Source organism: Pseudomonas pseudonitroreducens (assembly GCF_021603645.1).
GTDB lineage: Bacteria > Pseudomonadota > Gammaproteobacteria > Pseudomonadales > Pseudomonadaceae > Pseudomonas > Pseudomonas pseudonitroreducens.
The window spans coordinates 1-12,228 of record NZ_BQHJ01000001.1 but is presented as its reverse complement, the minus strand read 5'-3'; the positions used below and the strand labels follow the sequence as shown (position 1 = coordinate 12,228).

Genomic DNA, 12,228 nt, shown 5'->3' with positions numbered 1-12,228 from the left:
AACAACAACAAGAAACGGAGCAACTTCCCATGATCAACCGCACCAGTTCCGCCCGTTCCTCTCCCTGATGTCCGAGGGCAATGCCAGCCGGCCTTCCAGCTTGGTCCGGCGCAGCGCCCCACTCTTGAAGCTGCCCTCTTATAAATGGGCCGGATTGGCCCGCTCAGGAGTCAACGCATGTTCAAGAAAGCCATAGCACTGATGATGCTGGCCGGCGGCGCCGCCCAGCTCCACGCCGAGACACTCACCGTGGTGTCCTTCGGTGGCGACAACAAGGTGGCCCAGGAAAAGGCCTTCTACAAACCCTTCGAACAGCAGGCCAAGGTCACTGTGCAGGGCGCCGAGTACAACGGCGAGATGGCCAAGATCAAGGTCATGGCCGACACCGGCAAGACCAGCTGGGACGTGGTCGAAGTGGAATCCCCGGAACTGATGCGCGGCTGCAGCGAGGGCCTGTTCGAACAGCTTGACTGGAGCAAGCTCGGCAAGCAGGCCGACTTCCTCGACGCCGCCGTGAGCGATTGCGGCGTGGGCATCTTCATCTGGTCCACGGTGCTCACCTACGACGCCAAGAAGCTCGCCAGCGCGCCCACCGGCTGGGCCGACTTCTGGGACGTGAAGAAGTACCCGGGCAAGCGCGGCCTGCGCCGTGGCGCCAAGTTCACCCTGGAATTCGCCCTGGAAGCCGACGGCGTGAAACAGGCCGACCTGTACAAGGTGCTGGCCACCAAGGAAGGCGTGGACCGGGCGTTCAAGAAGCTCGACGAGATCAAGCCCTACATCCAGTGGTGGGAAGCCGGTGCGCAACCGCTGCAATGGCTGGCCGCCGGCGACGTGGTGATGACCTCGGCCTACAACGGCCGCGTCGCCACCGCACAGAAGGAAGGCCGCGACTTCGCCATCCAGTGGAACGGCAGCATCTACGACCTGGACCACTGGGCCATCGTCAAGGGCAGCCCGAAGAAGGAACTGGCCGAGCAGTTCATCGCCCTGGCCAACAAGCCTGAGCACCAGAAGGTCTTTGCCGAGAACATTCCCTACGGCCCGACCAACAAGAACACCATCCCGCTGATCGACGCCGCCATCGCGCCGAAGCTCCCCACTGCGCCGCAGAACCTGGAGAACGCGCGCGCCATGGACACCGAGTTCTGGATCGACCACGGCGAGGAACTGGAAACCCGCTTCAACGCCTGGGCAAGCAAGTAAGTGGATGGCGCCTGCCCGGCCCCGCGCCGGGCAGGCGCGCCACCCCGCCCGGCCGCTGCAATACCCGAACGACCGCTGAACCTGCTGGAGATGTACCCGTGCCCCTGAATACCGCTCCCGTCCACGATCACCTGCTGGAAGCGGCCCCCGCCCAGGTGAGCGACGCCCAGGCCGCTGCCATCGCCGACGAATACTTCGGCCAGCGCGGCACACTGAACCGCCTCGCCGGCGAACGCGACCTGAACTTCCACATCGCCCACGGCCATGGCGACGACCGCCTGCTGAAGCTCTCCCACCCGCTGGAAGACCCACAGGTGGTGGACTTCCAGACCCGCGCCCTGCTGCGTGTCGAGGCCCGGGACCCGACCCTGGCGGTGCAGCGTGTCTATCCTGCGCTGAACGGCGAACACCAGATTTCCATCAGCGTCGACGGCCAGCCGATGATTGCCCGGCTGTTCTCCTTCGTCGACGGCGTCCCGCTGCACCGCGTACCGCAACGCAGCCGCGCCCTGCGCGAGAACCTCGGCGATGACCTGGCGCGTCTGGGCCTGGCGCTGAAGGACTTCGAACACCCGGCCACCGCCGACCACGAACTGCTCTGGGACCTCAAGCACGCCTCGCGCCTGCGCAACCTGCTGACCTATATCGAAGACCGCGATCAGCGCGCCCTGGTCGAGCGTTTCCTCGACAATTTCGAGTGCCATGCCCTGCCCCGCCAGGCCACGCTGCGTGCCCAGGTGATCCACAACGACCTGAACCCGCACAACGTCATCGTCGATGCCGAGCATCCGGACCGGGTACGCAACATCCTCGACTTCGGCGACATGGTTCACGCACCGCTGATCAACGACCTGGGTGTCGCCGCCGCCTACCAGGTGGGCGAGCCGGACGCACCGCTGGCCACCGCCTGCGAGATGATCGCCGCCTACCATCGCCGCTGCCCGCTGCTGGCCGAGGAACAGGAAATCCTCGCCGACCTGATCGCCACGCGCCTGATCATGACCCTGAGCATCACCGCCTGGCGCGCCAGCCTGCATCCCGAGAACCGCGACTACATCCTGCGTAACACCCGCCACGCCTGGCAGGCCGTGCAAGGCCTGGCCCGCCTGAGCCGGGAACAGGCGCAGGAGCAGATAGCCGCCGCCTGCAACCACCCCCGCGCGAATCAACAGGAGCCCCGCCCATGACCATGCCCAACGGATTCAGCGCCGCCGACGCCGAGCGCCTGAGCGAACAGGAGCGCCGCCTGATCGAGCGCCGCGCGCGCCTGCTCGGCCCGGCCTACCGGCTGTTCTACGAGCGCCCGCTGCACACCGTGCGCGGCGAAGGCGTGTGGCTCTACGACAACCAGGGCAAGCGTTACCTCGACGCCTACAACAACGTCGCCTCCATCGGCCACTGCCACCCGCGCGTGGTGCAGGCTATCGCCAGCCAGGCGGCTGTGCTCAACACCCATACCCGCTACCTGCAGGAAGGCATTCTCGACTACGCCGAGGACCTGCTCGCCACCTTCCCCGAAGGCCTGGACCAGGTGATGTTCACCTGCACCGGCAGCGAGGCCAACGACCTCGCCCTGCGCATCGCCCGCCAGTACACCGGTGGCACCGGGGTGATCATCACCCGCTTCGCCTACCACGGCGTCACCGGGACCATTTCCGAGCTGTCGCCGTCCCTCGGCGCCGGCATCACCCTGCCCGCCCACGCCCGCACCGTGCGTGCGCCGGACGCTTATCGGCTGGGTGCCGAGAACGTTGGCAAGCTGTTCGCCGATGACGTGCGCGCCGCCATCGCCGATCTGCGCGCCCACGGCATCAAGCCCGCCGCGCTGCTGTTCGATGGCATCTTCGCCAGCGACGGTGTGCTCGCCGATCCGGCTGGATTCCTCGCCGAAGCCGTGAAGGTCGCCCAGGACGAAGGCCTGCTCTACATAGCCGACGAAGTGCAGAGCGGTTTCGCCCGTACCGGCGACGCCATGTGGGGCTTCCAGCGCCACGGCGTGCAGCCGGACCTGGTCACCCTTGGCAAGCCCATGGGTAACGGCCAGCCCATCGCCGGCGTGGTGGTGCGCCCGGAAATCCTCGAGAGCTTCGGCCGCGAGGTGCGCTACTTCAACACCTTCGGCGGCAACCCGGTGTCCTGCGCGGCGGCCCAGGCGGTGCTCGACGTGATCCGCGATGAGCAGCTTCAGGAGCGTTCGCAGCGCATCGGCGCATTCATGCTGCAGGGCATCCGCCAGCTCGCCGAGCGCCATGAGCTGATCGGCGACGTGCGCGGCGCGGGGCTGTTCCTCGGCGTCGAACTGGTGACGGATCGCGCGGCAAAAACGCCGGCCGCCAACCAGACCCGCCAGGTGGTCAATGCCATGCGCGAGCGCGGTGTGCTGATCAGCGCGGCCGGTCCCCTGGAGAACATCCTGAAGATCCGCCCGCTGCTGGCCTTCGAGCAGGAACACGCCGAGCTGTTCATCGACTGCCTGGACAAGGCGCTGAAGGACGTCACCGTCTGACGTCCCCTTCAAACAGAAACGGCGCGGGCCGCAGTGATTTCGCACTGCGGCCCGCGCCGTTTCGCTTCAGGAAAACCTAGAAGCGCACGCCGACGTTGACCATCGCCGCGGAGCCGCCCAGCACCACGAACTCGGTACCGACCGGCCCCAGATGTGCGCCCACCGACGGGATGATCGCTGGCGCGACGCCGTAGCGGTTCAGCGGAATCTTGTCGCGGTAGTCGCCGCGATAACCCTGCAGCGCGCCGCCGGTGACCTTGGCGTAGAACGGCGTACCTTCCCAGTCTAAGCGCTTGCCGGCATAGACATAGTTGGAACGCTGGCTGAACGAGTTCTTGAAGGTCGCGCCGCCCCAGACCACGCCATCGGTGCGGTTGCGCTCCAGGCCGATCAGTTCCTGGTGGTTGTTGTGCTCCGGGTCGTTGGTCCAGTGGGTCGTGTAGACGCTGGTCTGCAGGTACCAGAAGCCTCCGTCGTCAGCCATGGCGGAGCCACAGCCGAGCAGAACCAGTGCGGCGATCAGCAGGCGGCGCATGCGGCGTCCTCCGTTCATATGGTGACGCGGCTGGCGCCGTTGACCGTCATGATGCGGACGCGATCACCGATGCGGAACGTCTGGTTCGCCTCCACCGCCTGCACATAGGCACGGGTGCCGCCGTCGTCCTCGCGAACCACGATCTCGACGCCCTGGGTGCGGGTGATGCCTTCTTCCACCGCCGAACCTGCCGCACCGCCAGCGACGCCGCCGAGAATGGTGGTGATGGCCTTGCCGCGGCCGCCGCCGATGGAGCTGCCGGCGATACCGCCAACCGCGGCGCCCGCCAGGGTGCCGATGGGCGTCTTGGTTCCTTCGATCTGAACCGGGCGCAGGGACTCGATGGTGCCCATGCGCACGTTCTGCACGGCGCGGGCATCGGCACGCGAATAGGAAGAACCCGACAGGTCGGAAGCGCAGCCGCTCAGCAGGGCGGCGCTGGTGAACAGAGCGGTCAGCAGCAGAGTGGGACGGTTCATGGTGGTGTCCTCGGAAGGCTCTCGAAAGTGATGGAGAAAGCCTAACGAGCGGTCCCTGAACTCCCCCTGAACCCTTTCTGAACCATGGCTGAACGAAGCTGAACGAAACCTCTGTCAGCCTTCCAGGGCGACCAACTGCATCCGGCTGCGCTCGAACCAGCGCAGCAGGTAATCCGCCAGCAGCTGCGTGCGGCGCGGCAAGCGGCTCTGGTAGGGGTGGATGAGGAAGACCGGCTGGGTCCGGGTCTGGTAGTCACGTAGCAACCAGACGAGACTGCCTTCAGCCAATTCCTGCTGAATCATGTAGGAAGGCAGTCGGCTGACTCCTGCTCCGGCCAGTGCCGCCTTCTTCAACAAGGTGTAGTGGTTGCTCGCCAGCAGCCCACCCACCGTCACGCGAAACAGCTCGTGGTGGCGCTGGTAAAGCCACACGTCGCTGTCCTGGTAGTGGGTGTTCTGCAGGCAGGAATGCCCGGCCAGGTCCGCCGGAGCCTCCGGCACTCCGTGCCTGGCGAGATAGTCCGGCGTGGCGCAGGTCAACTCCTGCAGGGCGAACAGCGGGCGCGCCACCAGGCGTTCGTCCACCGCCAGGCTGCCGGAGCGGATCGCCAGGTCGAAGCCGTCGGCCACCAGGTCACGGCGCTCGTTGGACAGGTCCAGCTCAAGGCGGATGTCCGGGTACTGGCGGGAAAACTCCATCAGCCAGGCATCGAAGAATGTCTCGCCCAGCGACACCGGCACGCTCAACCGGACCTTGCCTTGCGCCTCCTCCTGCAACGCCAGCACCGCCTGCCGCGCCCTGGCGGCCTGGGCATTGAGCGCCTGGGCTTCGGGCAACAGTGCGGCGCCCGCCGCCGTCAACGACAGGCGCCTGGTGGTGCGGTGCACCAGGGTCGCGCCCAGCGCCTGCTCCAGCGTGGAAATGCGCTTGGACAACTGGCCCTTGCTGCAACCGAGCTTCTCTGCGGCGCGGGTGAAGCTGCCGCATTCAAGCAGCACGGCAAAGGCGGACAGGTCTGCCAGGTCGCTGGCGATTGTTTCCATATGAAAACCAAAGGTTATCGATTAGGCGGATTATCACAACAGGAACTCACTCTAGACTGAATTCACCTTCAGCCAAACCACTCCGTGGAGAGCCTCATGAAAATCATCCTGATCGGTGCCAGCGGCACCCTCGGTAAAGCCGTCGCCAACGAACTGGGCCCGCGCCACGAGATCATCCGTGTCGGTCGCAACAGTGGCGACCTGCACGTGGATATCACCGACAGCGCCTCGATCCGCGCATTGTTCGAACAGACTGGCGGCTTCGACGCGCTGATCAGCGCCGCCGGCAAGGTGCACTTCGGTGCGCTGGCAGAAATGGGCGAGGCGGAAATGGCCGTCGGCCTGAAGGACAAGCTGATGGGCCAGGTGAACCTGGTGCTGATCGGCAGCCAGTACGCCAACGACGGCGCTTCCTTCACCCTGACCACCGGCATCCTCAGTGAACAGCCCATCGTGCTGGGCAGTTCGGCCAGCCTGGTCAACGGCGCGGTGGAAGGCTTCGTGCGCAGCGCCGCCCTGGAGCTGCCCCGTGGCCAGCGGATCAACGCGGTGAGCCCGAACGTGCTGGTGGAATCGATGGAGGGCTACGCGCCGTTCTTCCGCGGCTTCAAGCCGGTGCCGGCCGCCGATGCCGCCCTGGGTTTCGCCCGCAGCGTGGAAGGCAAGCAGAGCGGGCAGGTGTACAAGATCTGGTAACCGCCCTGCACGACTCGCGAGCAACTTCGTAGGGCGCATAACCTGGAACAGGTTATCCGCCGTGAATACCAGAGGCGGATAACGCTGGCGCGTTATGCGCCCTACAAAGCTGCGTTTCTAACGGCTTCGCGCAGGATGGTGTGGAGCGAAGCGGTGCCCATCAATGCATCGGCAGACATTGTCGATGGGTATCGCTTCGCTCCACCCATCCTACGGTCCTGGCTGTCGGATTGATGCCGTGGCGTCTGCCGTTCACCTGGGTTCGCGAGCAAGGACCGCCTCTACTCGGTCTTGCCGGCATAACAGGCCGGCGAACTCCCCTCGCCCTGCTTCTCCAGTTCGTCTTCGAGAAACTCCGCCAACACCTGCGCGTTGTTGTGCTCCTCGTCCCTGGCCGCATAGAGCAGCGTCAGCGTGCCCTTGCGCGCCAGGTCCAGCAGCCCCATCCAGTGTTCCGGGTGAGCGTTCAACTCGCCGTGGTAGGCCCTGCGGAAGTCCTCGAACTGGCTCGGGTCGTGATGGAAGCGCTGGCGCAGTTCGTTGGACGGCGACGCCTCCTTGGCCCACTGCGCCATGTGCAGGTCTTCCTTGCGAATGCCGCGCGGCCACAGGCGGTCCACCAGCACCCGCTGACCGTCTTCCTGTGCCGCTGGATCATAGGCGCGCTTGCAACGAATCATCCGAAATCCTCCTCGTCGGCTTGAGCTGACCGGCCGCGCTGGGTAACGTGGGCGCACTTTCGAGGAGCCCGTTCCATGCGATCCAGCCGTTTCATTCTGTTCAGCCTGCTACCCCTGTTCGCCGCCTGCCAGGTGTGGACGCCGAACAAGACCGATCTTAACGCCTCCACCCGCCTGCAGGGCGAACTGAGCCGGCTGGACGGCAAGCTGGTGTTCCGCAGTTGCACCGAGCAGCGCCGCTTCAGCATCGAGGACAGCGGCAACACCGGTCTGCCCCGCGACGCGCTGGAGATGTTCAACGACGGCGCCACCTCGCTGTACGCCGACCTGCGCGGCAGCTTCAGCGGTAGCAGCGCCCAGGGCACCGACGGCAAGCTGGAAGTGGCCAAGGTCTATCGCCTGCAGAACGAAGGCGCCGGCTGTGACGACCCGAACTTCAAGCGCGCGGTGGTCCGCGCCCACGGCAACGAGCCGGGCTGGAGCGTGCTGGTGAATGGCCAGGGCATGCTGATCGAGCAGCCCGGCAAGGAGCCCCTGGTCCTGCCCTACATCGCCGAAGGCGTGCCCGACGGCAGTACCAGCTACTCCAGCGAAGCCAACGGCGAGAAGGTCGAACTGTGGGTCGCTCCGACGCGCTGCCAGGACAGCATGAGCGGTGCCCTGAGCAACCTGTCCGCCGAGCTGCGCCTGGACGACAAGGTCATGCGCGGCTGCGCCTATCCGGGCGGTTCCAGCGGGGATTGATCGACCCCGCACAAGTTTTTCCGACAACGTAGGAGCGGACTCCGTCCGCGATCGGTCCGCATCGCGCCGGATGCCATCGCGGACAAAGTCCGCTCCTACACCCCCGGTAATTTCGGCACCGTAGGGCGCATAACCTGGAACAGGTTATCCGCCGGCAACCTCAAACGAGGAGCCCCGCCGCGACCAGTCGCGCCTTCAGCGCGGCAAACTCCCCGGCGTACTCCCAATAGGCCAGCCGGCCATCGCTGGCGGTCACCAGCACGTACTTTTCGCTGATCGACTGGATGCGCTCGACGCGCACCAGTTTCTCGACGAAGTCCGGGTCGGAGACCTGCTCGATCACCTCGCGGTTCTGCTCGTCGTAGCCATGCATGATGAACGCTGCGCGCACCTTCAGGCTGATGAAGCTCATGCTTGCGTCCTCCTCAGATAGCCGCGTCGGCCGCGCGCAGGGCATGCAGCGCAGTGGTATCGAACAGCTCCACCGAAGCGTCCACCGGGCCAACCAGCAAGGAAATCTCCGTGCAGCCGAGGATCACCGCCTCGGCTCCCTGCTCCACCAGCGCGGCGATGATGCGCCGGTACTCCTGCCGCGATGCTTCGCGAATCTGCCCCAGGCACAGCTCCTCGTAGATGATCCGGTGCACCACCTGGCGATCGGCTTCGTCAGGCGTCAGCACCGTCAGCCCGAACGTCTCCACCAGGCGATCCTTGTAGAACGCCTGCTCCATGGTGAAGCGCGTGCCCAGCAGGCCGACCGTGGCAATGCCGGCCGCGCGGATCGCCTCGGCGGTCGGGTCGGCAATGTGCAGCAGCGGGATATCCACCGCCGCCTCGATGGCTGGTGCGACCTTGTGCATGGTGTTGGTACAGAGCACCAGATAGTCCGCGCCAGCCGCCTGCAGCGAACGCGCCGCATCAGCCAGTAGACGGCCGGCAGCCGGCCAGTCACCGGCGTGCTGCAGACGCTCGATCTCGTGGAAGTCCACGCTGTACAACGCGATCTTCGCCGAGTGCAGGCCGCCGAGTTTTTCCTTGATGCGTTCGTTGATCTGCCGGTAGTAGGGAATGGTCGATTCCCAGCTCATGCCGCCGATCAGGCCGATGGTCTTCATGCTTCGCTCCCGATGAATCAGTCCAGTCCGATGCAGGGCAGATCGCCGGGCAACGCGGCGCCGTGTTCGGCGCACTGGCGTACCGCCTCGATCAGCGGATCGAGGTCGAAGCCCTGGGAAATCAGCCACAGCGGGTTGTAGTAGGTGGTCTCGTAGCGCTCGCCACTGTCGCAGAGGATCGCCACCACCGAGCCGCTCTCACGCCGCGCCACCATTTGCCGCGCGACCAGCAGTGCGCCGATCAGGTTGGTGCCGCTGGAGCCGCCGACATGCCGGCCCAGGCGTCGGGCGAGGTAGTGCATGGCCGCCAGCGACAGGTCGTCCGGCACCTTGCAGCAGGCATCCAGCACGTTGGGCAGGAAGGACGCCTCGACGCGCGGGCGGCCGATGCCTTCGATGCGCGAGCCATAGCTCAGGGTCAGCTCGCGATCGCCGGTGCGGTAGGAGTCGAAGAACACCGAGCGCTCGGCGTCGGCGCAGAGCACGCGGGTTTCGTGGCGACGATAGCGGGCGAAGCGGCCCAGCGTGGCCAGCGTGCCGCCGGTGCCGGGGCTGGAGACCAGCCAAGCTGGCTCGGGGAAACGCTCGTGGCGCATCTGCTGGAAGATCGACTCGGCGATGTTGTTGTTCGCCCGCCAGTCGGTCGCGCGCTCGGCGTAGGTGAACTGGTCCATGAAGTGGCCGCCGGTTTCCTTCGCCAGGCGGTCGGACTCGGCGTAGATCTGCGTGGGGTCGTCCACCAGATGACTCTGGCCGCCGTAGAAGGCGATCTGCGCGATCTTCTCCTTCGAGGTGCTGGCCGGCACCACGGCAATGAATGGCAAGCCCAGCAAGCGGGCGAAATAGGCCTCGGAGATGGCCGTCGAGCCGCTGGAGGCCTCGATCACCGGAGCGCCCGGCCGCAGCCAGCCGTTGCACAGCGCATAGAGGAACAGCGAGCGCGCCAGGCGGTGCTTGAGGCTACCGGTGGGGTGACTCGACTCATCCTTGAAGTACAGCTCCACGCCCGGCAGGCCGGGCAGGTCCAATGGGATCAAGTGGGTATCGGCGCTGCGCTGGAAATCCGCTTCGATGATGCGGATCGCCTCGCGGGTCCAGCTGCGTTCCTGGGCGGCCATCGTGTCGTTCTCCTGGCAGGGCAAGCGATTCAATGAGTTCAGTCCAGCACACCGGCGGGCGACGTGGGCGGCGCGCTGCGCCACTGGCTGAGGGCGACACCGGCAAACACCAGGCCGGCGGCCAGCGCCTGCTGGCCGCTGAGCACCTCGCCGAGCAACAGCGCGGCGAAGATCAGGGTGAACACCGGGATCAGGTTGATGAAACCGGTCGCCTGGCTCGCCGGCAGGCGGCTGACGCCGAAGTTGTACAGGCCGTAGGCGCCTACGGTGACCACGCTGCCCAGGTAGACCAGGGCGAACCAGCCGGTCGGCCCGGGCGCCGCCGGCATTCCGGACGTTGCCAAGGCAAGTGGCAGAAAGAACGCCGAACCGATGAACGCCTGCATCGCGGTGAGGATGAACGGCGAATAGCGCGCCGACAGGTGCTTGAGCAACAGGGTGTAGCCGGTGGCGCAAAGCATCGCCAGCAGCTCGTAGAAATTGCCCAGCAATGGGTTGGGCGCGTGGCGGTCCGGCTCACTGGCCAGGGTCAGCCAGAGCGAGCCGAGCACTGCCAGGGCAAAGCCCAGCCAGGTGTTGCGGGCGATCTTCTCATGCAGCAGGAAGAACGCGCCGACGGCCACCAGCAAGGGCAACAGCGCGGTGATCATCCCGGCTTGCGCGGCGCTGGTCTGCTGCAGCGCCAGGGACTCGAAGATGAAGTACAGGCACGGCTCGCAGGCGGCCAGTGCGAGCAGCCACTTCCAGTCACCGGGTCGGTAGTCGATGCGCCCGCGCCAGTGCCAGGCGGCGAGGAAGATCAGGCTGCCGAGCGCCATCCGGGCGAAGATCACCCACATGGCGGGCATTTCCTGGAAGGCGAATTTCAGCGCGATGAAGGAACTGCCCCAGAGCGCCATGGCCAGCACCAGGCACGCGAGGGCGAACGGCCGGGATTGCTGCACGGGACGCTCCAGTCAAAAGGTCTCCGGAGTATAGGAGGCGCCCGGTCAGGACCGACAGGTACAGAATCGTGGGGAAACTGTATGGGCTGGATTCGAACTGCAGGAGCGAGCTTGCTCGCGAACAAACTCACCGGCGGCTCCGGCGCTAGGGCGGTTCGCGAGCAAGCTCGCTCCTACGAAGAGCCCGCCTTTCCCTGACTTTGGCTTTGTGTAAGCGCGCGCCGCTTTTGGCACTGCCTTGCGCGATGCTTGGCACCGCCTTCCGCCGCTGAGGCCGCCCGATGTTTGCGCGACAATTGGCACCGCCGCCTCACACCCACCCGAAGGTCGGCTGATCGAGATGGCGCAGAACCTGATGCGTTACTGGGTTGAAGCTCGCCAGGTCAAGCCCTGCGCTCTGGCCCTCGGATGTTGTGTAGCTGAATGGCTCGCCGTGAACCCCGCTCGGCGTCAGTGCCGAGGAGTAGTACCGCAGCTCCGGGACAAAGACGGTCGTGACGTTCTCCGGGTATCGCAGCAGGACTTCAACCGCGAGGTTGGAAACCCCCGCGAAGGTCAGCAGAGGGTGGACGCTGCGAAAGCCCCCTGAGGGGTAGGCATACATGGCCGGAATCAAGGCGGGGATAGCGTCGTCTTCTGGCGCTCTGAAATAACCAATCTCGTCAATGCCGCCAGGTGTATCGCTGCTGCCGGCCTGGCTCTGCACCTCCGTTTGGCCGAACGTCGTGCGCATCGTGCCGCTGTCCACTGTGCGCTCGCCGTTCTCGCCATAAGCTGTAGCGTCGCTGGATAGCTGGGAACTAGCGGACACCGACAAAGAAACGCCGCCGCCAGAGATTTCATAGGTGTAGTCGTAGCTTTCCTGCTTGGACGATATGAACACCATGTCAGCGCCGCCCCCTGTCACGGAGGCCGTGCGCGTAACGGTGCCCACCGCGCGGGCGGTAAAGCGCAGAACTTCCGCCTCGCCCGACTCCCCATACCAAGCCCAGTAGTGGGAGGCGATGGAGTAGTCGCACAGGAATTCCCCTACACGCGCGCGGCTGATTCCGCCCCTGACAATGGTCCCCGGATCATCTCCAGGGTCGGCTGCAACGGTGATCCTGCCGCGACAGTCTTTACCACTGGCAAGAATGGTATGGCTGACGCCCAGGTTGTCGA

Annotated in this window: 14 protein-coding genes; 5 read left to right on the top strand and 9 right to left on the bottom strand. The window is 65.7% G+C overall.

The annotated features are described in order from the left end of the window. Positions 1-177: 177 nt before the first annotated feature. The 3 genes from L6D89_RS00070 to L6D89_RS00060 all read left to right on the top strand — a co-directional run bounded on the left by L6D89_RS00070 (position 178) and on the right by L6D89_RS00060 (position 3,712). Positions 178-1,206, top strand: a complete 1,029-nt coding sequence (locus L6D89_RS00070) for an ABC transporter substrate-binding protein (protein ID WP_045209894.1) — start codon at positions 178-180, stop codon at positions 1,204-1,206. 98 nt (positions 1,207-1,304) lie between these two features. Then, entirely contained in the window at positions 1,305-2,393 is a 1,089-nt protein-coding gene (locus L6D89_RS00065) for a phosphotransferase (RefSeq protein WP_236198374.1), read from the top strand. Continuing rightward, on the top strand, positions 2,390-3,712 hold the full coding sequence (locus L6D89_RS00060; RefSeq protein ID WP_236198373.1) for an aspartate aminotransferase family protein: 1,323 nt from the start codon (positions 2,390-2,392) through the stop codon (positions 3,710-3,712). The genes L6D89_RS00065 and L6D89_RS00060 overlap by 4 nt, the downstream gene beginning before the upstream one ends. 76 nt (positions 3,713-3,788) lie before the next feature. On the opposite strand, the gene L6D89_RS00055 is transcribed toward L6D89_RS00060, so the two are convergent. From L6D89_RS00055 to L6D89_RS00045, 3 genes are all read right to left on the bottom strand, one after another. Next, entirely contained in the window at positions 3,789-4,247 is a 459-nt protein-coding gene (locus tag L6D89_RS00055; protein WP_236198372.1) for a sn-glycerol-3-phosphate transporter, read from the bottom strand. A gap of 14 nt (positions 4,248-4,261) precedes the next feature. Beyond that, entirely contained in the window at positions 4,262-4,726 is a 465-nt protein-coding gene (locus L6D89_RS00050; protein ID WP_236174710.1) for an outer membrane lipoprotein, read from the bottom strand. A gap of 114 nt (positions 4,727-4,840) precedes the next feature. Beyond that, on the bottom strand, positions 4,841-5,770 hold the full coding sequence (locus L6D89_RS00045) for a LysR family transcriptional regulator (protein ID WP_236198371.1): 930 nt from the start codon (positions 5,768-5,770) through the stop codon (positions 4,841-4,843). Between the two features lie 96 nt (positions 5,771-5,866). Between L6D89_RS00045 and L6D89_RS00040 the strand changes: the two genes are divergently transcribed. Then, the gene (locus tag L6D89_RS00040; RefSeq protein ID WP_236198370.1) at positions 5,867-6,466 is read left to right on the top strand and encodes a short chain dehydrogenase; all 600 of its coding nucleotides are present in this window, start codon (positions 5,867-5,869) and stop codon (positions 6,464-6,466) included. A 281-nt stretch (positions 6,467-6,747) separates the two neighbouring features. Here L6D89_RS00040 and L6D89_RS00035 read toward each other — a convergent pair whose 3' ends face one another. Next, on the bottom strand, positions 6,748-7,146 hold the full coding sequence (locus L6D89_RS00035) for a DUF488 domain-containing protein (RefSeq protein WP_236198369.1): 399 nt from the start codon (positions 7,144-7,146) through the stop codon (positions 6,748-6,750). A 75-nt stretch (positions 7,147-7,221) separates the two neighbouring features. Here L6D89_RS00035 and L6D89_RS00030 point away from each other — a divergent pair, with 75 nt between their 5' ends. After that, on the top strand, positions 7,222-7,890 hold the full coding sequence (locus tag L6D89_RS00030) for a COG3650 family protein (protein ID WP_236174714.1): 669 nt from the start codon (positions 7,222-7,224) through the stop codon (positions 7,888-7,890). Between the two features lie 160 nt (positions 7,891-8,050). On the opposite strand, the gene L6D89_RS00025 is transcribed toward L6D89_RS00030, so the two are convergent. From L6D89_RS00025 to L6D89_RS00005, 5 genes are all read right to left on the bottom strand, one after another. After that, positions 8,051-8,302, bottom strand: a complete 252-nt coding sequence (locus L6D89_RS00025; RefSeq protein WP_236174715.1) for a hypothetical protein — start codon at positions 8,300-8,302, stop codon at positions 8,051-8,053. A gap of 13 nt (positions 8,303-8,315) precedes the next feature. Then, complete coding sequence (locus L6D89_RS00020; protein WP_236198368.1) at positions 8,316-9,005, bottom strand: aspartate/glutamate racemase family protein; 690 nt, start codon at positions 9,003-9,005, stop codon at positions 8,316-8,318. A 17-nt stretch (positions 9,006-9,022) separates the two neighbouring features. Beyond that, the gene (locus tag L6D89_RS00015) at positions 9,023-10,123 is read right to left on the bottom strand and encodes a PLP-dependent cysteine synthase family protein (RefSeq protein ID WP_236198367.1); all 1,101 of its coding nucleotides are present in this window, start codon (positions 10,121-10,123) and stop codon (positions 9,023-9,025) included. 38 nt (positions 10,124-10,161) lie between these two features. Then, positions 10,162-11,067 (bottom strand): DMT family transporter, encoded by a 906-nt coding sequence (locus tag L6D89_RS00010; RefSeq protein WP_236198366.1) that lies wholly within the window; start codon positions 11,065-11,067, stop codon positions 10,162-10,164. A gap of 310 nt (positions 11,068-11,377) precedes the next feature. After that, positions 11,378-12,228, bottom strand: an 851-nt coding sequence (locus L6D89_RS00005; protein WP_236198365.1) for a hypothetical protein, incomplete at its 5' end; no start/stop codon positions are given.